This window comes from Okeania sp. SIO2F5 (assembly GCF_010692685.1).
GTDB classification, from domain to species: domain Bacteria; phylum Cyanobacteriota; class Cyanobacteriia; order Cyanobacteriales; family Microcoleaceae; genus Okeania; species Okeania hirsuta.
Window position 1 is genome coordinate 7,725 of the sequence record NZ_JAAHGU010000060.1, and the last position, 21,093, is coordinate 28,817.

At 35.8% G+C, this 21,093-nt stretch carries 20 protein-coding genes; 9 read left to right on the plus strand and 11 right to left on the minus strand.

Features of this window, described 5'->3' with window-relative positions; translation table 11 throughout:
- Nucleotides 1-323: 323 nt before the first annotated feature.
- A complete protein-coding gene (locus tag F6K27_RS18575; protein ID WP_124147828.1) occupies nucleotides 324-467 on the plus strand; it encodes a chlorophyll a/b-binding protein in 144 nt (47 codons plus the stop codon).
- Nucleotides 468-848: 381 nt separating this feature from the next.
- Here the strand turns inward: F6K27_RS18575 and cphA are convergent, their stop codons facing one another.
- Complete coding sequence (gene cphA / locus F6K27_RS18580) at nucleotides 849-3,563, minus strand: cyanophycin synthetase (RefSeq protein WP_287279207.1); 2,715 nt, start codon at nucleotides 3,561-3,563, stop codon at nucleotides 849-851.
- On the opposite strand from cphA, the gene F6K27_RS18585 reads away from it, so the two are divergent.
- A complete protein-coding gene (locus F6K27_RS18585; protein WP_153183492.1) occupies nucleotides 3,550-3,921 on the plus strand; it encodes a hypothetical protein in 372 nt (123 codons plus the stop codon). The genes cphA and F6K27_RS18585 overlap by 14 nt on opposite strands.
- Here the strand turns inward: F6K27_RS18585 and F6K27_RS18590 are convergent.
- Nucleotides 3,905-4,777, minus strand: coding sequence for a cyanophycinase (locus tag F6K27_RS18590; protein WP_124147825.1), 873 nt, complete (start codon nucleotides 4,775-4,777; stop codon nucleotides 3,905-3,907). The two genes, F6K27_RS18585 and F6K27_RS18590, sit on opposite strands and share 17 nt — an antisense overlap.
- A gap of 251 nt (nucleotides 4,778-5,028) precedes the next feature.
- Here F6K27_RS18590 and trmD point away from each other — a divergent pair, with 251 nt between their 5' ends.
- The gene (gene trmD / locus F6K27_RS18595) at nucleotides 5,029-5,715 is read left to right on the plus strand and encodes a tRNA (guanosine(37)-N1)-methyltransferase TrmD (protein WP_124147824.1); all 687 of its coding nucleotides are present in this window, start codon (nucleotides 5,029-5,031) and stop codon (nucleotides 5,713-5,715) included.
- Nucleotides 5,716-5,737: 22 nt separating this feature from the next.
- Here trmD and F6K27_RS18600 read toward each other — a convergent pair whose 3' ends face one another.
- The 3 genes from F6K27_RS18600 to F6K27_RS18610 all read right to left on the minus strand — a co-directional run bounded on the left by F6K27_RS18600 (nucleotide 5,738) and on the right by F6K27_RS18610 (nucleotide 7,458).
- Nucleotides 5,738-6,307, minus strand: a complete 570-nt coding sequence (locus tag F6K27_RS18600) for a GNAT family N-acetyltransferase (protein WP_124147823.1) — start codon at nucleotides 6,305-6,307, stop codon at nucleotides 5,738-5,740.
- A gap of 114 nt (nucleotides 6,308-6,421) precedes the next feature.
- Nucleotides 6,422-6,898 carry an SET domain-containing protein-lysine N-methyltransferase gene (locus F6K27_RS18605; RefSeq protein WP_287279208.1) on the minus strand — a complete coding sequence of 159 codons (477 nt, stop codon included), beginning with the start codon at nucleotides 6,896-6,898 and terminating at the stop codon, nucleotides 6,422-6,424.
- A 245-nt stretch (nucleotides 6,899-7,143) separates the two neighbouring features.
- Entirely contained in the window at nucleotides 7,144-7,458 is a 315-nt protein-coding gene (locus F6K27_RS18610; protein WP_124147821.1) for a PqqD family protein, read from the minus strand.
- A gap of 112 nt (nucleotides 7,459-7,570) precedes the next feature.
- Between F6K27_RS18610 and ispF the strand changes: the two genes are divergently transcribed.
- Nucleotides 7,571-8,056, plus strand: coding sequence for a 2-C-methyl-D-erythritol 2,4-cyclodiphosphate synthase (ispF, locus tag F6K27_RS18615; RefSeq protein ID WP_124147820.1), 486 nt, complete (start codon nucleotides 7,571-7,573; stop codon nucleotides 8,054-8,056).
- Between the two features lie 1,469 nt (nucleotides 8,057-9,525).
- Here the strand turns inward: ispF and F6K27_RS18620 are convergent.
- Both F6K27_RS18620 and cpeB read right to left on the minus strand, forming a co-directional pair.
- Complete coding sequence (locus F6K27_RS18620; RefSeq protein ID WP_124147819.1) at nucleotides 9,526-10,020, minus strand: bleomycin hydrolase; 495 nt, start codon at nucleotides 10,018-10,020, stop codon at nucleotides 9,526-9,528.
- A gap of 135 nt (nucleotides 10,021-10,155) precedes the next feature.
- Complete coding sequence (gene cpeB, locus F6K27_RS18625) at nucleotides 10,156-10,716, minus strand: C-phycoerythrin subunit beta (protein ID WP_124147818.1); 561 nt, start codon at nucleotides 10,714-10,716, stop codon at nucleotides 10,156-10,158.
- 947 nt (nucleotides 10,717-11,663) lie between these two features.
- Here cpeB and F6K27_RS18630 point away from each other — a divergent pair.
- Nucleotides 11,664-11,792, plus strand: a complete 129-nt coding sequence (locus tag F6K27_RS18630) for a hypothetical protein (protein WP_275670476.1) — start codon at nucleotides 11,664-11,666, stop codon at nucleotides 11,790-11,792.
- A gap of 230 nt (nucleotides 11,793-12,022) precedes the next feature.
- Here the strand turns inward: F6K27_RS18630 and F6K27_RS18635 are convergent, their stop codons facing one another.
- Nucleotides 12,023-13,501, minus strand: coding sequence for an ankyrin repeat domain-containing protein (locus F6K27_RS18635; protein WP_124147817.1), 1,479 nt, complete (start codon nucleotides 13,499-13,501; stop codon nucleotides 12,023-12,025).
- A gap of 102 nt (nucleotides 13,502-13,603) precedes the next feature.
- On the opposite strand from F6K27_RS18635, the gene F6K27_RS18640 reads away from it, so the two are divergent.
- The gene (locus tag F6K27_RS18640) at nucleotides 13,604-14,071 is read left to right on the plus strand and encodes a DUF4079 domain-containing protein (RefSeq protein WP_124147816.1); all 468 of its coding nucleotides are present in this window, start codon (nucleotides 13,604-13,606) and stop codon (nucleotides 14,069-14,071) included.
- A 57-nt stretch (nucleotides 14,072-14,128) separates the two neighbouring features.
- On the opposite strand, the gene F6K27_RS18645 is transcribed toward F6K27_RS18640, so the two are convergent.
- A complete protein-coding gene (locus tag F6K27_RS18645) occupies nucleotides 14,129-14,827 on the minus strand; it encodes a DUF1997 domain-containing protein (protein WP_124147815.1) in 699 nt (232 codons plus the stop codon).
- A gap of 513 nt (nucleotides 14,828-15,340) precedes the next feature.
- On the opposite strand from F6K27_RS18645, the gene F6K27_RS18650 reads away from it, so the two are divergent.
- The 3 genes from F6K27_RS18650 (at nucleotide 15,341) to F6K27_RS18660 (ending at nucleotide 18,765) form a co-directional block, all read left to right on the plus strand.
- Nucleotides 15,341-16,000: an NAD(P)H-binding protein gene (locus tag F6K27_RS18650; protein ID WP_124147814.1), complete on the plus strand. Its 660-nt coding sequence runs from the start codon at nucleotides 15,341-15,343 to the stop codon at nucleotides 15,998-16,000.
- A 594-nt stretch (nucleotides 16,001-16,594) separates the two neighbouring features.
- Nucleotides 16,595-17,632, plus strand: coding sequence for a glycoside hydrolase family protein (locus F6K27_RS33780; RefSeq protein ID WP_353736017.1), 1,038 nt, complete (start codon nucleotides 16,595-16,597; stop codon nucleotides 17,630-17,632).
- 731 nt (nucleotides 17,633-18,363) lie between these two features.
- Complete coding sequence (locus tag F6K27_RS18660; RefSeq protein WP_287279146.1) at nucleotides 18,364-18,765, plus strand: hypothetical protein; 402 nt, start codon at nucleotides 18,364-18,366, stop codon at nucleotides 18,763-18,765.
- 534 nt (nucleotides 18,766-19,299) lie between these two features.
- Here the strand turns inward: F6K27_RS18660 and F6K27_RS18665 are convergent.
- The gene (locus F6K27_RS18665; protein ID WP_287279145.1) at nucleotides 19,300-20,403 is read right to left on the minus strand and encodes a DNA polymerase beta superfamily protein; all 1,104 of its coding nucleotides are present in this window, start codon (nucleotides 20,401-20,403) and stop codon (nucleotides 19,300-19,302) included.
- Nucleotides 20,404-20,659: 256 nt separating this feature from the next.
- On the minus strand, nucleotides 20,660-20,830 hold the full coding sequence (locus tag F6K27_RS18670; protein ID WP_287284435.1) for a hypothetical protein: 171 nt from the start codon (nucleotides 20,828-20,830) through the stop codon (nucleotides 20,660-20,662).
- Nucleotides 20,831-21,093 lie beyond the last annotated feature (263 nt).

Consider the following 21,093-nt stretch of genomic DNA (forward strand, 5'->3'; position numbering starts at 1 on the left):
ATTTTGCAGAAGCTTGGAATGGTCGCCTGGCAATGTTAGGCTTTGTCATTGGTATTGCCACTGAATACTTCACAGGTCAAGGTATCCTTTCTCAACTTGGCTTAATGTAATTAATTGTTCCTTTTCAGAGCTGATTTATCAAGTAAATATTAAGAGGCTGAATTCCTTGCAATACAAGGGTTTTGGGAGTTATATTCCAATAATACTTAAATCCCTGAGAGTTAGATTACATAAGGGTTTTAGCTAAGTTTACAAATCAGCTCTCAATAACTTTTCTGTTGTACTTACCAACGTTTAACTATACTAATTAGAGGTTAATCATCATGGAAACTCAAGATCAAAAGCTAGGTTTTACCAAATTTGCAGAAACTTGGAATGGTCGCTTGGCAATGTTAGGCTTTATCATTGGTGTAGCTACTGAATACTTCACAGGTCAAAGTATTCTTTCTCAACTTGGTCTAATGTAGTTCAACGCTACAAAACAATTAAAAATCACCAACAGTTTGTAGTTAACAAGGATATAAGATTATTAAGTATACTCTATAGTAGAGATGAGAGTATTCTTGGCTTTATTACTTATATCTTTTCTCTACATTACATTCGCTAAATTTGCAGCAGTTACTCGATAGAATTATAGAAGTTAAACAGTTTTGTTTTTCAGGGTAGTACTGTCAGAAAATTGATGTTCCAGTTTTCAGATACTAACTAACAAATTTTGACAAAGTTCAAGGGGTTGAAAACTTTCAACCCCTTTTTCAGTAGAAGTTTAAATCGAAGGAAGTTGATTAAATTTTTTTTGACTGAATCAACTATTACTTATTTATTCTTACTTCCTTTAGATATTTAACTCAATATACAATCGAAGTGTTTAACTCTTCTGAGGAATTAGAGGATGTTCGACTACTTTCAGGTAATTCAAGATCTTGAACAGGGTTACGAACTTCTATTAAACTGATAGCTCGACTTACGCTTTCTGGTAAAATTACTACCAGGCCACCAGAAGAGGCACGATCTAAGGCTGTATTAATAGCCGTTGTCTCATCTAGAATTGATTCATAAGTAGCTTTTGAATCAGAATCTTGAGCTTGATTCAAAAACTGCTTGACACCTTGAGAAATTAGCTCCGCAGCACTTCCTCTAGGTCTTCCTCTAGTGTCGTCGTCTTCTTTGACAATAATTTCATCAAAGATATCTGCTGCTAGTTCACCCAGAGAAACAAAGTCTTCATCACGGCGATCGCCAGGCCCACCAACTACACCAATCCGTTTTCCTGGCCAATTTCTGACAAATCCACCCAATGCTTCATAGCTAGCAGGATTATGAGCATAGTCCACAAGAGCATGATAATCTCCCATATTAAACATATTCATCCGGCCTGGTGTTTGATCCACCGAAGCCACAAAGGTTGACAAACCTTCTCTAATATGCTCTATTTTCACCCCTTGAGCAAAAGCTGCCAAACAAGCTGCAAGGGCATTAGCAATCATAAATGGAGCTTTACCTGCCATTGTGATTGGCACATTAACTGCTTTTTCAATTCTTAAAGTCCAATCTCCTTTGAGAATTGAAATATAACCATTCTCATAAACCGCTGCCAAACCACCAGCTTCTGTATGTTTAACTAAAAGTTGATTATTTGGTTCCATTGAAAAGTAAGCAACTTGAGCTTTGACTTTCTCTGCCATTGCAGCAACCAATGGATCGTCAGCATTCAAAATGGCATATCCTTTAGGCATTACTGACTCAGCAACTACACTTTTGAGTTGAGCTAGTTGTTCTACAGTATCTATATCCCCAATACCCAAGTGGTCGGCAGCTACATTTAATACCATTCCTACATCACAAGCTGAAAAACCCAAGCCTGAACGCAGAATACCACCCCGTGCTGTTTCTAAGACTGCAACTTCTACAGTGGGGTCTGAGAGTATTAAATGGGCACTTTGAGGTCCAGTATTATCTCCTGATTCTGCTAGATATTCACCAAGATAAGTACCATCAGTAGTAGTATAGCCCACTATTTTTCCAGTCTGCTTCATTATGTGAGCTAGCAAGCGTGTAGTAGTTGTCTTACCATTGGTGCCAGTAATTGAAAATATTGGTATTCTGCCATTTTTAGACCCAGGGAATAGCATATCTATTACTGCTCCGGCCACATTTCTAGGTAGACCCCGACTAGGAGCGACGTGCATCCGGAAACCAGGGGCAGCGTTAACTTCTACTATGACCCCTTCTACTTCTCGCAAAGGTTTAGAAATGTCTTCAGTAACTACATCTATACCTGCTATGTCTAGACCTATAATCTTCGCAGCTCTGGACAATAGCCAGACATTTTCTGGATGTATTTCATCAGTACGGTCTACTGCTATACCTCCAGTACTGAGGTTAGCTGTTGCCCTTAAAAAGCAAATTTCTCCTTTTTTTGGTATTGAATCAATGCTATATCCTTGTCTTTCAAGAATCCCAAGAGCAGCTTTATCCACGGTGATTCTAGTCAGAACGTTATCATGTCCATCTCCTCTTTGAGGATCTCTGTTAGTTTCTTCAATTAGTTTTGCCACCGTGGACTTACCATCTCCCATTACATGGGCAGGAACTCGTTCGGCCACAGCTACAACTCTACCATTTACTACCAATACTCGGTGGTCTTTGCCTGTATAGTAACGTTCTACAATTACTGTTTTTGTTTTGGAAGCCTTGCTAGCTAAATCATAGGCTTCTTCTGCCTCTTCCCAGTTTCTCACATCAATAGTAATTCCACGACCATGATTTCCATCTAGTGGCTTAATTACAATGGGATAGCCTCCGACATCTTCAATGGCATCTTGAAGGTCTTCAAAGTAGCGAATAACTGTACCACGAGGTACTGGTATTCCAGAATCTTTGAGAATGGTTTTTGTGCCTTCTTTATCACAAGCAAGTTCTACACCAAGAATCCCTGTTTGGTTACTTAGGGTTGCCTGGATTCTTTTTTGATTTATACCATAGCCAAGCTGAATCATAAATCTGGCTCCTAGTTGAGTCCAGGGAATACCTCTTGCTTCTGCTTCTTTGACTATAGCTTCTGTGCTTGGCCCTAAAGCTGCCTGACTTTTGAATTCCTTAAGGTCTTCTAAATCTTGCTGTAATTCGGTTGCAGGATATGTACCTGTCTCAACAATACTTTGGCAAAGTCTCACCGCTGCTCGTGCAGCATAGCGACCTGCTGGTTCATGTTCATATTCTATTACTACCTGAAATATTCCAGGAGTCGATGTTTCCCGTGTCCGACCAAAAGCAACTGGCATTTGGGCGAGTTGTTGAAGTTCTAGGGCAACGTGTTCTATGACATGGCCTATTAGTGTCCCTTTTTCAACACGACTGAGAAAACCGCCCCTGACTCTAGGGGAACAATAGTGCTCTACAAGACCTGGTAGTACCTTGATTAATCCTTTGTAGAAGCCAGGAATATCAGATGTATATCTTTCGTACAGGTCTTCTAAGTCTAGACGCATAACCACCAGTTTATGCCGGCGGATGCTCCAGTAGTTTGGACCGCGTAATGTCTGGAGTTTGAGGATTTTCATAGGAGGATTTGAAGGTTATGCTCAGAATCTACAGAAGCAATGGCGGTTTTATTTTGAATTTCGGCTCACACCATTTGCTAAACTGTTTAATACAAACTTTTTTTCAGGCTGCACTAATCCTTTCTCCATCTTGAAAAATATATATCTGATAAATAAATTTATCAGTTTTTTTGATAATCCTTTGATGGTAGAAGGAAGAATTTGGGCTTTTTATTCTGTTTTACAAAAAATACATTCTTTTCAGTTTAAAATTAGATTTTCTGTCCACCCAACTAGGCAAGCTACTAATCTACCACAACACATTAGTTACGAATTTAGTAAATTATCAGAAATTCTATTAATTAATCAAGAGGCATAATTGTTTCAGACAGCCCTGGTTTCATGGTATGGGAATGGAGATCGTAGCCATCGCCGTGGCACATTATATGTACTCTTAAATTTGATATGCTCAAGGGATCTGCTACATCTACTTTCGTAGCATTTGTATATGACATTTCTGTAGTATCTATAATTGTCACTGTACCTTTACCCATTACTCGAATTTGACTATCTCCTTCAAATAATGCACAGGTATCTTCATCTATACCTATACCTATTTTGTCCGGATGGGTAGCAATGGCGCTCAATAAACGGGCCATACGATTTCGATTATGAAAGTGTTGGTCTACAATCAGGTCTGGCAATATACCCAAGCCAGTTGTTAAATCAACTAAGGACTTATTGGGGGATGAGCCACTACCACCACTTGCTATCATCTGATGTCCCATTACTGCTGCTCCTGCACTTGTTCCAGCTAGAGCAATTTTTCCATCTATAGCTCTACTTCTGATTTCATCCATCAAAGGTGTTTCAGCAAGTAGGGAACAAAGACGCAGTTGGTCTCCACCAGTCATAAAGACTCCAGTACAATCTTCTAAGGATTCTAACCATCTTGGGTCTTCTCCCTGATACCTTTCCCGGATATCAAATATCTTCAGACCTACAGCACCCATTTCTTCAAAAACCTTGCGGTATCTATCTCCTTGTGCTCCTGGTTCTCTAGAGGCAGAAGGGATAACTGCTAGCCTGGCATTTACTCCTCCTGCACGATTAAAAAAAGTTTGTAGAATCTCTTTTCCATGAACTTTATCTTCCGCCCCTCCGATTACCATAATGGTTGTTTTTGTCGGACGTAATATATCTAGTTTTGAAGCTTGAGACTCTAACTGTATCATTTTATTAGTCTTGGACAGCAGGTATGCATTAAATTTCAATAATTTCAATAGTCTGTTATAATACTAGACTATCTTATAACCTTGCAAGTCCCCAGCTAACTATTGAATTTTTCAACAAATCATTTGATTTAGTTAGAATCTAAATTTCAATTGGCTGGATTAACTTGTAAACTTTTAGCATAGTCTAAATAAAGATTAATCTCAACAATTTCTAAATTTTTTAAGACACTCTAAGTATATTTTTAAGTTTTGTGCAATTTGATGTTATCACTCTGTTTCCAGACTTTTTTACAACACCCCTAAGTTCAGGTTTGTTAGGGAAAGCCCTTGATAAAGAGATTGCCAAGGTTAATTTAGTTAACCCTCGTGATTATACCACAGACAAGTATCATAAGGTTGATGATGAATCTTATGGTGGAGGAGTAGGAATGGTGTTAAAACCAGAACCTATATTTGCTGCTGTAGAGTCATTAACAACTAGACCGCGACGAGAAGTTATTCTCTTAACTCCCCAGGGAGAAACAATGTGTCAACAGCTATTTAAGCAGTTAGCTATAGACTATGACCAACTTATTTTAATTTGTGGTCATTATGAAGGTATTGATGAAAGAGTACAATATTTAGTTACTAGAGAAGTGTCTTTAGGAGATTTTGTCCTTACAGGTGGAGAGATACCAGCTTTAGCTTTAATTAATGGTGTAGTGAGGTTACTTCCAGGAACAGTAGGTAAAGCTGAGTCACTAAAATACGAAAGTTTTGAATATGGATTACTTGACTATCCTCATTACACTCGACCATCTAATTTTCGTGGTTGGAAAGTACCAGAAGTTCTGCTATCTGGAAATCATGCTAAAATAGCAGAATGGCGTTATCAACAACAAATTCAAAGAACAAAATCTCGTCGCCCAGATTTACTGAAAAATAATAGAGACCTCTAGAAAATCTAGTTATTTTGTCGATCTACTTAACTTGCTCATGGTGTTTGATATTAGGTATATCTAATACCATAAGCACACTACTTTCATACATTTGATAATCAATTTTATCAATAGTTTGATAGCCTAGTTTTTCAAAAAAAGGAACTAAGTATGCTTCGGCATCTACAAAATCAAATTTAATTCCATCTAGCAACTGTTGTTTGTATAATGCTTGCATTATTCTTAAGCCTATACCATTTCTTCTAAAATTACTTTGAACCATAAACCTCCCAGTAATTGATGTACATAAAGGATGTGCATCTCCTACTTTTTCCATTTGATAGAGTTTTGTATAGTAATCTATGTCTAAATTTTCTGAGTCTAAGTTTTTAGTATAATTGCATCTAATAGTACCAACCAATTCATTATGATCAAGAGCCATAAATAGATTAGCATATAAGTCCAATGGGTCTTCTACTTTCTTTTGTTGATGGTTCGGTTCATAGTTTGGACAATTTTCAAACCATCCCAGTTCTTCTACATAGATTTGATAGCGCAATTTGAAAATTTCTTCTTTTTCTTCAGGAGTCTGAGCTAGTGTTATTTCTAACATGGTATTTATAATGTCAACTTAACACAATTTTCAAGATGGCAGAGGTGATTTTTTTATGTATAATAAATCCTCACAAAAATTACTTCTATAAATCCTTTATAGATTGTTAATTCTTCACTCAACTCCTAGCTTTTCCCATATAAATTCTGACAATTTATATTTTTTTAACACATTTAGGGGTAAATGAGCAGAACCTTGAATGTATCCCAGACAATTTTCGCTTTGACAAATACAATCAAATCCTCGATCCATAGACCATTCTGTAGATGGATAAAAGAATGTGAATTCTTCTCCAATTTCGATGTTTCGTAGGGCAATTACTACCCTTTTTTGAGTATCGAAAAAAACATTAGGATTGCAACTATGATTAATATATTGCAAAAATTCTGGGTCAAGCATAATATGTTGGCGATCGCTAATTTGGACAGTTAAATAGTTGGGGCGATCGAGTATTTCTTTATGGCTAAAATTACTGATAACCTCTCCAGACTTCAACTCAATAGTCGTATGTAGAGACTTATTTCCACTGATTTTACACTCCCGAATTTCCGCAATAGAGCTAACTTTTGTGATTTTTTGACTTACCTGCATAAATTTTTTATTGAGATACAATTTCCTAACATTCTAGAATAAATAATACTATTTTTCTTGACAGATATAAAAATATTTGTGTAATTTAATAAAAAAATTAGTTATGAATAAATTTTTCAGATTCTTCTTTTGAAAAAACCAAAAAACAGTTATGCTACAGGTAACTTTTTCATAAAGCCCTATTTAGCCTTTTCCATTAAAGATTAAAGATAAAAAGAGCAGATTTATGCCAATTTCTCTCTCTACTAACCTTCTGCCACAGATAAATTATCTTGTTGATCGATAATTTTAACAATTCCATCATTTGTTAAATCTCTGATATATTCTAATAAATCATTCTTAAGTACTTCTGGCTCTACCTGCTCTTCCTCTAATAAATCCTCATAAGCCTCTTGAATAGACCCAGAACCTATTAAAGCAAATAACATTTTAGCTGCCATATCATCCAAAATAAAATCTTCACCTTCTTGTTGAGAGTTAACTAAAAAAATTTCTCCTTCATCTTCTGCTAAAAAAAAATTATCCGTTAATAGCACTTGTTGAGTTAATATAATCTCCACAACTTACCTCTACTGACAATAAAGTTAATAAAAAAAAGTAGTTTTGTACAGTCAAGATATACTATACAATAATTTGATAAAAACTACTATTTAAGGTATTTAAATTAGAAAAATGAATCTTCGCATAGGTAATGGCTACGATATCCATAAGTTAGGACCTGGAAGACCTCTAATACTTGGAGGAGTCAAAATTGACCATGAAATGGGATTAATTGGTCATAGCGATGCGGATGTTCTGACCCATGCAATTATGGATGCAATGTTAGGCGCTCTGAGTTTGGGTGATATTGGCCATTTTTTCCCTCCCAGCGATCCACAATGGGCTGGAGCTGATAGTATAGAATTGTTGAATCGTGTCAATCATTTAGTTAAGGCTAGCTGCTGGCAAGTTAGTAATATTGATTCAGTAGTAGTAGCAGAACGTCCTAAACTCAAGCCACATATCAAAGAAATGCAATCGCGCCTCGCTGCTACTTTAGAACTACAAGCAGATCAAGTCAGCATAAAAGCTACTACTAATGAAAAATTAGGTCCTGTAGGTCGAGAAGAAGGTATTGCTGCTTATGCTGTAGTTTTGCTAAATAAATATGAAGGATAAGTGGTCATCGGAAATATTAATAGTGGAAATATTTTTTCGTTCTAGGATTTTTAGGAATATAGCCATCCTAGATAAAATATGAGCATTAGCTACATATCAAGAGAAGTAACCCTCAGTATTTAGATAACTAATATTTGTTCAAAACCTATTTAGGACAGCTATAGGAAAGAAAAAGAGAAGAATATGGAAAAATGGTCAAGTCTATCTAGCTAAATGTTGTGAACCATTACCTATTAAATGGAGATGGAAAAATTATCATATCTTTGTGATTGCAGCTATTTACAAACTACGCATTAAGTATTTGCATTTTTGATATCTCAGAATTTATTTCATAACTAAAAATTTTTAAATTGATCCAATATAAATTTTGTTAGTACTCTTTAATTGAATAATAAATCAATTCATAGTTGAGCGGTCGCGGAGCGCGGAACGGAGTTCTATGCCTCAACTATACCCTCACTAATAATCATAGAGTTGTTGGGAATTAAGCAAAAAAAATGGCGTTGCTTAAATGTAATGATAATTAGACATCTACTCCACCCATAGGGAGTAGGGAGTAGGCAGCTTTGCTTTAGGGGTAAAGAATTGATAATTTCTTTGGGATATAGATATTGATTTTTGATTCTTGGAGATGTCTATGAGCTGAAGGTAAAATTGAAAAACTGATGTTTTGCGCCCAAAGTTAATCTCAAAATCATTACCACTCAGCAACGCAAAAAAAATGGCTAAAACCCTTATTAGTCAAGGTTTATAGTGTTTTTTGCCTCCAATCCTGAAAATCTTATAGAGTAAGCTTTTGAGCCTTGTCGAGCCGTCAAAAGTGACATTTGAGTGGATAGTAAATAGCTACTCAAACAGACACTGGATAGAAGTTTTTTACCGAGAAGCGCTGATGATGGTTGGGATTAAAAGAATATCAAGTAACAGATAAATGGAGTCTAGAACGCCATTTGATCGAGAGTATTTTATACCTATACTTTGATCATTTGGCATAAGCTAACTACAGGATTACAGAGGCAATGGGGGAAACATTTGAAGACATTTACTGATGCAATAGTACGCTTTTCGTATAGCTATATCTTTCCGTTTTTTTGGTGTTGCACAGTGACGAATGATTTGATATTTTTGATAGAATTGGATTGTGGATTAATCAATTGCTAGAATGATTAATTAATGGTTTTTTTTAGTCAAAATCTAAACCAATTTTTGGCGATATCATTCCATAATGTGCAACCCCGTTTTTTTTGATTGGTTGGCTAATAATCGTGACGTATTTTCTTCTCACAGAAAGAGTTGAGGCTATATTTTGGCTTAAAAGTTGTGTAAGTCCCGTTACAAGAAAAACTAAGGGACTCTTGGTTAGTTGCTCACCCATTATTAGGTAAGTAACAAACTAAGAGTCCCACAGTTCTAGAATTAAAGAAGTTTTAAAGCAAGAGTTCTATAATCTTGCCTAAATCCCTAATTTCCTAGGACAAGGAGTTGATTACATAGTCTAAGAGAGAATTGTACTCTGTCAAAGCTTGAGGAGACAAATCGCGAGGAGCACAACCACGATTACGAGCAAAGCTTAAAGCTTCAACATAAGGTGCAGTAGGTAAGCTTAGAGCACGATAAACTTCACGCTGACCAGCAATTCCCCACTCATCAAGAGGGCCAGTTCCACCAACTACTAAGCAGTAGCTGACTAAGCGCAGATAGTGCTTGACATCGCGGAGACACTTAGCCTTAAAAGTGTCTGTGGAGTTAGCTTGACCAGCATCATTCAAGTAAGGAAACTTCTTGATGCAAGCATCATAAGCTTCTTGAGCAACTGCATCAAGATTACCAGCTAGCTTTTCAGCTGCTTCCAAACGAGCTGCGGAACGCTGGATAGAACCTTGTACTGATTCTAGATCGGAACTGCTAGGAAAACGACCTGCTGCATCAGCAGCGGTAACTACTGTGGTAATAACTGATTTCATTGTTTATTCTCTTCTGTGTTTGACTTTGTTAGATTGGTATTGAAACTTACTTGGTCTTGGCTAATCGTAATAACTGAAAAGCCAATAAACTAGATACCTTTAGAGGTATGGTGTAGCAAGACTTTTTGAGAGTAATTAGCTTAGAGCAGCAATTACTGTATCAAAATAGCCACTTGCTTCAGCAACTAGGCTAGCGCAACGATCTTCTGTTACAGTAGCTCCCATGATGCGCTTTTTATCTCCTGCAAATTCATCACTAGGCTGATCTTTGATGTGAGCTGCAGCTTGAGCTTTCATAATTTGAACAGCGCGAACTGTAGATGTAGCAGGAACACCTAATGCAGTGTAGGTTTCTTTTAAACCATTTAAGCAACGGTCGTTGAGAACAGAAGCATCACCAGCAAGTAGTGCGTAGGTAACGTAGCGTAGGATGATTTCACCATCACGCAAGCAAGCAGCCATACGACGGTTAGGATAGCAGTTTCCACCAGCTTGGATTAATCCCTGGTTTTCACAGATCATTCCAGCAATAGCATCAGATACCATGCAGCTTGCGTTACTAGCAATGGCGTTTACTGCATCAAGACGTCTGTTGCCTTGAGCAATAAATTCTTTGAGCTTATTTAATTCATCGCCACTAACAGGGGAAGTTGAGGCATCTGCTGAAACTACAGCTTTCGAAAAAGCATCTAACATTGAGCTCTCCTTAAAAATTGATTTTTTTGTAACCTTGATTTGAAGTTTCTAATAAGAAGGTCTCTTTTGTCTCGCTTTCTGAGGAAGAAAGTAATAATTCGTAAACAAGTAAATATTTGTTACGACTTTCCAGGCAATTAGCCAATCAGGTGTCCAGAAGCTACGATCAAAACCAAATATTTATATATAGCAGTAGGTTTTTTGGCGTTTGATATCATGTCTGGTTGAATACTTATAAATAACGACGGAGGAGTCAGGAGCTAGGTAGGTGAGCCGTCGGATTAGCAACGTACAGGAGGGAAGAAGAAGGAAGTTTTTTATTACTAATTAAACGGACATGATATGACAATAAATTTGGGTTGTCAGGGAGTAGAGAGTAGGGAGTAGGGAATAGAGAAATGTCCGCGCCCTATTTGCGTAGTGCTATAAATGCCAAAATGTCAATCAATCATTACCGAAAAGCTTCCGTTGAGAGTAAGTGTGTTTGAATCAGGGGATGAAAACGAGCGAGCCTTTTAGGGTAAAGACTTTAGTTGTCCTAATTACATAGTACAATTAGCTTGAGTTTAAAGTTTCGAGCTCGATAAATGTATGCTTGTTAACAAGTTTTAGGGGAGTCATACCAAATTCGGTTATTAAAGATATTTGGTAGTCCTGTATGGTAATGGTGAGGATATATATTAGAGTTGTTGGGAATTAAGCTAAAAAAATGGCTAAAACCCTTATTAGTCAAAGTTTATAGTGTTTTTTAAGCCTAAAAGCCTCAAAAGCTTACTATATAAGCTTTTGAGGCTTTTGAATTTTTATTTCCCAACAACTCTATTTTTTAATTTCTCCCACACTCCCCATCTCCCCATCTCCCCATCCCCCTATCTGTATATTAGACATCTCCAGAAAATAAACTTGCCCTTTATTTGCTATAAACTAGGGTTTGCTGAAAAAGTCTTATGAGTGAGGGTAGGAGACAGGAGACAGGAGACAGGAGACAGGAGACAGGAGAAATGGGAATGAACGAGGAGGTAGGAGTAAGAATTTTAAGAATGATTTTTATGCCCAACTCTGGCCTAAAATACTAACTTTTTGAGCGTGAAGAACTGAAAACCAGGCACTTTTTAAAGGCCCCAAAAAGGCTAAAACCTTTATCTGTAAATACTTTTAGATTTAATCAACAAGCCCTAAACTAGAGTGTAATAACTCAAAAAATCATTTTCCGTGTTTTTTTTCTAAAAAAATCTTCCCTTTTCCCTATTCCCTACCTTTACAAAAAGTCTATATCTTTTTCACGCCTATATCTATTAATTTGGTATTATGATCCAGCGTTATTAAGTAACCTGATAATATCTTGATAACCATTAAATTCTGCAAGCATTAAAGCCGTACAACCGCCTTGATTTTTATCATTCAAATTAGCACCATAATCAATTAATAGTTTTACAGCTTCAGCATGGCCTTGATATGCTGCCCACATTAAAGCTGTCGCTTCATTATCATCTCTAAGATTAATATCAGCTCCTTTTTCTAAGAGTATTTTTAATGTTTCAATATCGCCTTGATATGCTGCTTTCATCATTGGAGTAGAACCACCTTGAGCAGAAATATTAACATCTGCCCCTACATCTAGCAAAACATTAATAATTTCTTGATGTTTTTGCCATATTGCCAAAGTTAAAGCTGTTTCTCCAAGATGTTTACTATTCAATAAAGATGTCAAATTTTGCTTTTCTATTTTGTTCAATAAAATTGATACAATATCCGTATAACCATGAAAAATTGCTCCAAATAAAGGAGTATCACCTGCTTGATTCTTAGTAACAATTTCAGCCCCATAATTTAGCAGTAGTTTTACCATTTTGGTATGATTTTCTACTACAGCAAAACTTAAAGCTGTTTCTCCTTCTAAATCTTGAGAATTAACATCAGCATGAGCATCCAATAAAGTAGAAGCGATCGCTACATTTCCTTCTGCAGCAGCAGCCATCAAAGCTGTACCACCATTTCTACTTTTAATATTAACATCTGCCCCTGCTTCTAACAAAACTTTTACTACTTCTAAATGACCTAGGTCAGCAGCTAAAATGAGTGGATTTTCTCCATCTTTGTCTTTAAAATTAATATCAGCACCAGCTTTTAATAGAGTCTTTACAGCAGGTAAATCACCTGTTTCTGCTGCTTGCATTAACCATGTTTTACCTTGTAAATTTCTAGTATTTACATTCACACCATGATTAATCAAAATTTCTCTTATTTCTGCATAATTACTATCAGCAACTATAGATAAAGTAGACTCATCGACCCTCGCCCCACCATCTAGTAAGACCTTAACTACATCTTGATAACCTTGACTCGTTGCTAAACCCAAGGCTGTATCATGGTCTTTATCCACCACGTTAACATCAGCTCCAGCAGCGATTAATTGATTGGCCACTGCTACATAACCATTCATTGAAGCAACCATGAGTGGGGAACTACCATCATCATTTTTGCCATTGACATCAGCACCCCTACTTAACAAAAGTTCTACTATTTCCGCCCGTCCATGAGCTGCAGCTAACATCAAAGCTGTAACACCCAATTTTTTTCTTATATAGTTGACATCAGCACCTTTATCTAGTAAAGCAGAGGCTATTTGAGCATACCCCTTTTCTGCAGCAATCATTAAAGCCGTTGTACCATCTAGAGCTTGAGCATTAGCATCAATATTTTGAGCCAGCAAGGTACATACTTGGGCAAAATTAGCATTTTTAACAGCCTGGACTAAGAAAATTTCTTCTTTTTGCGAAGCCATACCGACAACCATAATCTACGTTTTTAAGATCACATAAGATTAACTTGCTGTTATGCTAACTTTTATGAAGTTTTTTTACTAATCCCAGAGAGAAGATTAATTATGGATCTGCCAATTCCAGAATCTATTAAACCATGGCTCAATTTTTTTCATCCCGCCATTATGTGGATACTATTGGCCTTGACAATTTACGCCTTATATCTCGGCATCAAAGTTCGTAATAGTAGAACTGCTACAGATACAGAAAAGAAAAAAGAATTTGCTAAATTTAAAATCAAACATCACCAAGTTGGCTCCTTTCTCTTAGCTTTTATGGTTTTAGGGTCTCTTGGTGGAATGGCCGTCACTTATATCAATAATGGAAAATTATTTTTTGGCCCTCATCTCTTAGCCGGGTTAGGCATGACAGGAGCGATCGCTATCTCTGCATCTTTAACTCCTTTTATGCAGAAAGGCCAAGATTGGGCTCGCTACAGTCATATTGTTCTTAATGTGTCAATTCTTGGTCTTTTTAGCTGGCAAGCGGTAACGGGAGTCGAAATTATGTTAAGGATAATTAGCAATATGTAAAAGATTGGAATTAATCAGGGGATTAAATTTTTCCCTGATTTTTAGGTTCCATATCTTTTACTTGCGTTTTCTTTGTTTGGGAAATGGCAAGTTATGAGTGGTATGAAAATCTACTTGAGTTTTGTGACTCAAGCATCTAGATACTTGTTGTACTATTTTAAGTAATAAACTATCGCCAGTTTTTTGAATCAAACTAGGAGACATTTTCCGAATAAACTGGGGAAATTTTACACCTACGGTCAAATCCAAATCCCATTTTGCACCAGTCATCACAGGAGGCAGTCCTAACTTTTGAATTTCCTCTTGAGTAAAAAACTGTTCTGTGGGTAACTCTAGCAACTTCATTTCTGATTGAAAGTTTACTTGATATCCAGGAGGTGTATAATTAGGCACTGGGATATATCTAATTTTATATATTCCTGCGGAGTCTGGTGGTACCAATTCCAGACCTACTCTAGCTTCAACCTGGTATCCAAAAGAACCAAATTTTCCGAGCGACAAATCATAGCCATTTTCTCCAATAGGCTCAACTTTCATCGGATGAGCACATTGACAAAACCAACTACGATGAGATGCAAAGTGCTTTGCTACAGTATCTACATTTGCATATAATTTCATGCAGTCATTGTATTTTGTCTTAAACCAGGTAGTTGGGTTAGTTTCTGATACTTCTATTTCTGTTGTACTTACATAGAAATCACTAACCAAGTTTTTGTCCATCTCTACAGTTTGATGTCCTGCAAAGTTGTGATCCATGATTCATTCTCCTATGTATATATATATACACTATATATAATATTTTGAGGATTTCCAAATTGCTATATAGATTTATACAAAGAATTTATATTTATAGCAGGCAACAGGGAAAAGTGAGAAAAACACCCTGATTCGGATAGTCATCAGTCTATTGTCCGTGCTATACCCGTCTATTAGACCTCTTTGGAAAAGAGGGAGGAGAGTAGGGAGTAGGAGGAAAGAATTGATGGTTTTTGCGCGATAATTGATTTGATTTTTGATTATCACCAGATGTCTATTGCTATATCTTTAAAAGTAGAGAGTTCGTAATTGAAGAAGGTGTCAGGAGGGAAAGTTAAGTTCGTTGGAGATACTCTCGTGCAAATTATAAGGATTTGAAAATCTAAGTTACCCCTTAACTAGAAGCACAGAGCTATCCAAATACCCTATCTACAATTCCCTTCTGACCGCTGATTACTAACTTGCATTCAAAAACTGTTAAAATTTAGAACTTTATTATAGATAAATTGAAAAATGAAAGTATTCGTTGCTGGAGCAACTGGCCAAACAGGTTGTCGAATTGTACAAGACTTAGTAAGACGAGATATTCCTGTAAAAGCTCTGGTTCGTGACTTAGAAACAGCTAAAGAAATTTTGCCTCCAGAAGCAGAGTTGGTAATGGGGGATGTCCTGAATTCTCAAGGTCTCTACGCTGCTATTGAAGATAGCACAGTACTATTATGTGCTACGGGTGCTAAACCTAGTTTTGACTTTACTGGTCCATATCAAGTGGATTATGTAGGAACTAAAAATTTAGTGGATGTTGCTAAACAGAAAGGTATTGATCGTTTTATTTTAGTTTCATCCCTATGTGTGTCTAAATTTTTTCATCCCCTAAATCTATTCTGGCTAATTTTATTCTGGAAGAAACAAGCTGAAGGATATATTCAGAAAAGTGGTCTGAATTATACTATTGTTCGCCCTGGTGGTCTGAAAAATGATGATAATCAATTTCCTATTGTTATGGAATCTGCTGATCGCTTATTTGAAGGTAGTATTCCTCGAACTAAGGTAGCACAAGTTTCTGTGGAGGCAATATTTCAACCAGCAGCTTGTAATAAAATTGTGGAAATTATTACTGAGGCAGAAGCACCAGAAAAATCTTGGGAAGAGTTATTTATTTCTGTCTCTTAAATGTAGTTTGAAGGTAATAAATCAAGATGAACTTTAATATCATGTCCTCTGGTATCGTTTGTGTAAACCAAAGGGTGAATATCTACAAAAAATTTAAGTTTTTTTGGACTTTTAAGTCTTCTGTTTTAGATAACTAAAGTCTTCTTCCCTCTTACTTCTTCCTTCTTCCTTACCTTTACCGAAGAGTTAATAATTAAATAATTCAGCTTTGTTAGCCTCCCCTTTCAAGGGGAAAAAATTTATTTTTTCCTTTTAGTCAATCCTCTCCCTAAAAGGGAGAGGTAATTATCCATTATCCATTAATGAAAATACCGATTATACTGGACTTGGTATAAGTTATGGCATAGCACATTTTAAAATTATTTTAATACAGTAATTATTATAAAAAAATCAGCTATTGTACTAAAAAAAAAGGGGCGCAACTTTTTAATAATTAGGTTAAACTAGAGGTTGATTAGGAAACTTTACTACATGAAATTCATAGTAGGTAGCTTCCAAAAAAATGTTGAAAATTCCTCCTTTATTATTTAGATGCATCCGGTTAAACCTAAGATTATCAGAAGAAAGAAGTCAAGGTCTTCTTATGGTCGTTTTATGCTTTTCAAACGTTTAATTTTTATATCTATATTTATCATCTCTTTTATTTCATTTTTCCAAATTTTTAAGGGGAACTCAAATATAAGTAAACAGGAAATAACTAAATTAATTTCTCCTAATAAATATAATTACAATGGTGGAGATAAATGGCCTCAACTAGCAATGAAAGGTGGAGATCCTTATATTCGTGCATTAATGCGAACTATTTCAGCTAGCGAGTCTAATTATTCTCGGCCTTATCATGTTGTTTATACAGGTAAAAATGTATCTAATTTGAGTAAACATCCAGACTGGTGTATTACCATCGTTTCTGGTCCGAATAAAGGGAATTGTAGCACTGCAGCTGGACGATATCAAATGTTAACAAATACTTGGTATCTAATGGCAAGACGTTATCATCCTCAACGTGGCTGGTTTATGTTTTGGGAATCTTACAGTTTTGAGCCAAAATATCAGGATGCTGTTGTACATGGTTGGTTAAGCGATCGCAAATATTGGAAAGCAGATATTCCTGGGTTATTAAGAAAAGGAAAATTAGACCGAGTTTTGCGGTTATTATCTGGAACATGGACGAGTTTAGGATATGGAATTGAAACTAATTCTATGAGTAGGAATTTACCAAGAGTATATCGGGAAGTTTTGGAAAATGAATTAAGTATTTTAGGGGATAATTTTTATCAAAAAAAGGAAAACTCTGTGATAGTTGAGTATTTTCCTAAGGATGTTGACAATGGAGTAGTTGAAAAAGCTTTAAGAACTTTAGATTATCAGTTAATACTTTTACCAACTATAGTAGTGGATATGCCTAGTAATTCAATTTGGTTTGGTTCAGCAGTAAGTATAAAAGATGTTAAATTAGTTGCTGAAAAATTAATTAGTTCAGGTGTGAGTATTAAAGCTATTCGGCCTTTTAATAAAAAAGTTGCATTCTCAGATTTATTGATTCAAGTGGGAGCTGACCCAGAGGTAAAAAATAGACCATCTTTAACCTTAGAGGAAGTTCGGAAAAAATCTAGTTTTACTAGAGATGATTAATTCAACAATTAATAATTAATAATTACTTCTTCTTGTCCTTCAAATGAATAGGATTGGCGAAAAGGATTTTTTTGATTTATTTATTCTTGAAATCAGAGACTTTAAAGTTTAATTATTCGCTAAACAGGGAAGAGGAAAATTATCCCAAATAATTGAGAATTTCTATATTAATTTACTTGATAGTTAATTGGGATTTAATAATAATAAAATCTGCGTCTTAATATGAAATTTGGTTATGCAGTTGTCGCAATCTATACTTACATTCAATGCAGATATAAAATGTCGGAATATCCCTAGATAATTTCCACTTTCTCCTTTCTACTGACTACTAAATTATACGATAACTAATTATCCGGATACTATATTAAGCTATTTCAATCATTCAATAACTTCTGTTATAGAATTGTAGGTAGTGGTGTAAAAGTATTGATTTTTGTAGTTTTGTTTCTGATAGTGAAAGGGATTTACTTATAAATATTACTACATCTACAGGACTACCGAATTGTAGAAATAAAGTTATTGTGATTACAATTATGGACTGCTACAACGAAAAAAAAAGATTAGTAAAAACTTCAAGTCAATGCAATAGTAAATCTCTGACTCCTCAGAAAAAACTCTTTCAGATTTGGTGAAAGATTATCTAAAAATACTACGATAATTACTATACTTTTCAAGAACAATGGTGGGGCGATAAAAGTCTGAATTGGGAAGGTGCTTTAGAGAGAACTTGGATGTCTAGGTTTCCAGATGGCAAAATGCACTCTCATCAGCGTCGAGTATCCTCTAAATTAGGGGTAGGATTAAGAGTTTCACTAGCAGATGACCTACAACCTTCCTTAGAGACCTTCGAGCAACTTTATGACTGGGTAGAATCTGTTACTAATCGGGTTAAGGGTCTGGGAGTAATGACAACTTATGATGTAGCTCAACGCTTGGGTATGTGGTTAGATTTATACCCAACTATAGTTTACCTTCATCAAGGAACGTCGGCTGGTGCTGAAAAATTCAATCTAAGAGGAAAGACTGCCCCTCTTGATGCTTTCCCTCCAGAAATTCAACAGTTAGGAGCTGCTCATGCGGAGAATTTTTTGTGTATTTACAAAGAGCATTTTATTTCAACTTCAGTTGTTTGATTAGATAGATAGGAATCCTAAATCAAATCAAAGACTACGATATTATATCATGTCCGGATAATCAGTGATAAAAAAATTTTTGTTTGTAGTTTTTTAAATGTAGTGCGGGCATCTTGCCCGCAATAGTTGTACCTCATGCTTAGTAGAACCTGCTATATGTTTATAATTCTATAATTAGGGTTTGCTGATTAAATCTAAAAGTCTTTAGATATAAAGGTAAGTGCCTTTTTAAGTATCAAAAAGTGCGAGGTTTATAGGTGGTAATAGTTCAAAAATTTAGGATTTTGGTCAAGAGTTGGGCAGAAAAATCAAGGGACGATTCTTCCTGCTATTTCCTCTATAATTTCTATTTATCCTGACTCCTGACTCTTGACTCCTCCCCTTACCATGTATACTTATTCAGCAAACCCTAATTATGGTTTTTCCAAAAAAAATTAGATTATTTGCCCAGTCAGTAACTAGAAATTATGGCTACATCAAAAAATAGACAAGAAATAGACTAAACTATTCATTCTGACTCCTGACTCCTGACTCCTAAAAAATTCCCGCCATTTCCACCAACTCTACACAAACTTGATTCAAAAATTCCCGGTCTACTTGTTCTGGTAATTCAGTTTTAATCTCCTTAATTTCATCAAACAAATCATCAGCTAATTTTTTGACATTTTCATAAGCAATATCCCCATTTCTAATCGATAATAAATACTCTGCATCTCCCATTTTTTTCCGATTCACATAAAGCACCCCCTCCCGCAAAATTTCAATTCCCATTCTTAACAACCGAATACAATGACTCATGTGCTTGGCATCATATCCACACTTTTTTTCTAACTCCTTCCGTTGCAAATTTCTACCTTTATTCCAACTACAATAAGCTTCCCATTGACTTAAACTTTGCCGATAAGCTTGAGTTAAGTGCAACAGATTAATAAAATCGTTTTTTGCTCGCGTATATTCTTGCACTTTTGGTAATAATTTTTCAGAAATAGGGTGCTGTTTGAGAATCGCTTTGTAATCAATTTTTTCTAATAGCAAATCTCGTAGTTGCTGAGTGGGTTCTAAAAATTCAATACAGTCTCTAACCAACATATAAAGGAATTCCATAAAAGCATTAACTTCTGATTTGGTTAAAGGCCGATAGCTATCTTCATTCAGTCCAAAATCTTGAGGTTCTGGCTTTTTTACTGGAGGATTTAATAGCCATTTTCTATGAGTTTCCACTCGTTTAATTTGAGAGTAAGCATAACCAGCAAAAGAAGCTCTGATTTTTTGGGAAATAAATGCCTGACGATAGGAAATTAGCTTTTTTCCCACTGGCGATAAATGTAAGTAAAATTCTGAATCTAACCAGAGAGTTTCTAATATATTGGGATTGTTGTTATAGACCAAGGTCAGAAATTTTCTTAACTCATAAACCACACAATCTTTGACATTATCTAATACTGGATATAAACCTATTCCTGGTTCATCCCAACCTCGGTCTTTTTGTTCAACAGATTTGAAACCTAAATAATAATCTTTGGGAGCAATAAAAACGCCTTTATAATCACAATCTGATGAAGGTGTGGAAGTACCGTAAGCTTGAGAACCTGTCAGGGCAAGTAATATTAATCCTGATTCTACTGTTTTTCTATCCATTCAAATCAAAATTCAAAATTCAAAAGTTATATAAGAAGATCCTTGGGCTTTTGATCGCTTTTTTTCAGAGGGATCGCCTCGGCGTATTATTTATATTACTAATATATTACAAAAAAATATTCCTGCCATCTGGTAAAGATGTTGATTGACTGTTGTGAGAATGTGATTTTTTACTATTGCGTATGTCAAAATAGTAATGAATATATTTTTTATCATTTTCTTTGTGGGTTTAATACCCCACCGTCAACGGGGGTGTTCACGCATTACTTGGGGGAGCGAATCCCCATGTAATTTTCCTCCTGTCTCCTGTCTCCTGTCTCCTGTCTCCTTCTTCAATTCTAATTTTTAATAATCCTAGTTGTTTGTGTCGGTTGACTTGTGAGAGTAGTTTGATGAGAGCGCAAATGACTTCAAGTTCAGTTTTCACAAGGCTTGATACTTTACTATTGCGTATGTCAAAATAGTAATGAATATATTTTTAATTTCTAATTTAGAATTTGTCATAAATATGATCCTTTGTGTTGGGTCAGAGTGTTTTGAGATGAACCACATCATCACAGTCACGCGCCCAGTAGGGAAGTTCCATGGAACGTCCCTACTGTGGTCTACCGTGCAGGAAAACCGCGCTACCGGATTTGATATCATCTCCCCATATACTCAAATTTATTCTGCTATTTGAGAATACCGACG

Coding starts and splice junctions, on each gene's coding strand:
- F6K27_RS18575 (WP_124147828.1), top strand. CDS start 324: ATGGAAACTCAAGATCAAAAGCTAGGTTTTACCAAATTTGCAGAAACT.
- F6K27_RS18660 (WP_287279146.1), top strand. CDS start 18,364: ATGTCTAGGTTTCCAGATGGCAAAATGCACTCTCATCAGCGTCGAGTA.
- F6K27_RS18665 (WP_287279145.1), bottom strand. CDS start 20,403: ATGGATAGAAAAACAGTAGAATCAGGATTAATATTACTTGCCCTGACA.
- F6K27_RS18590 (WP_124147825.1), bottom strand. CDS start 4,777: ATGATACAGTTAGAGTCTCAAGCTTCAAAACTAGATATATTACGTCCG.
- F6K27_RS18600 (WP_124147823.1), bottom strand. CDS start 6,307: ATGTTAGAAATAACACTAGCTCAGACTCCTGAAGAAAAAGAAGAAATT.
- cpeB (WP_124147818.1), bottom strand. CDS start 10,716: ATGTTAGATGCTTTTTCGAAAGCTGTAGTTTCAGCAGATGCCTCAACT.
- cphA (WP_287279207.1), bottom strand. CDS start 3,563: ATGAAAATCCTCAAACTCCAGACATTACGCGGTCCAAACTACTGGAGC.
- F6K27_RS18640 (WP_124147816.1), top strand. CDS start 13,604: ATGGATCTGCCAATTCCAGAATCTATTAAACCATGGCTCAATTTTTTT.
- F6K27_RS18635 (WP_124147817.1), bottom strand. CDS start 13,501: ATGGCTTCGCAAAAAGAAGAAATTTTCTTAGTCCAGGCTGTTAAAAAT.
- ispF (WP_124147820.1), top strand. CDS start 7,571: ATGAATCTTCGCATAGGTAATGGCTACGATATCCATAAGTTAGGACCT.
- F6K27_RS18605 (WP_287279208.1), bottom strand. CDS start 6,898: ATGCAGGTAAGTCAAAAAATCACAAAAGTTAGCTCTATTGCGGAAATT.
- F6K27_RS33780 (WP_353736017.1), top strand. CDS start 16,595: ATGCTTTTCAAACGTTTAATTTTTATATCTATATTTATCATCTCTTTT.
- F6K27_RS18645 (WP_124147815.1), bottom strand. CDS start 14,827: ATGGATCACAACTTTGCAGGACATCAAACTGTAGAGATGGACAAAAAC.
- F6K27_RS18650 (WP_124147814.1), top strand. CDS start 15,341: ATGAAAGTATTCGTTGCTGGAGCAACTGGCCAAACAGGTTGTCGAATT.
- F6K27_RS18630 (WP_275670476.1), top strand. CDS start 11,664: ATGAGTGAGGGTAGGAGACAGGAGACAGGAGACAGGAGACAGGAGACA.
- F6K27_RS18620 (WP_124147819.1), bottom strand. CDS start 10,020: ATGAAATCAGTTATTACCACAGTAGTTACCGCTGCTGATGCAGCAGGT.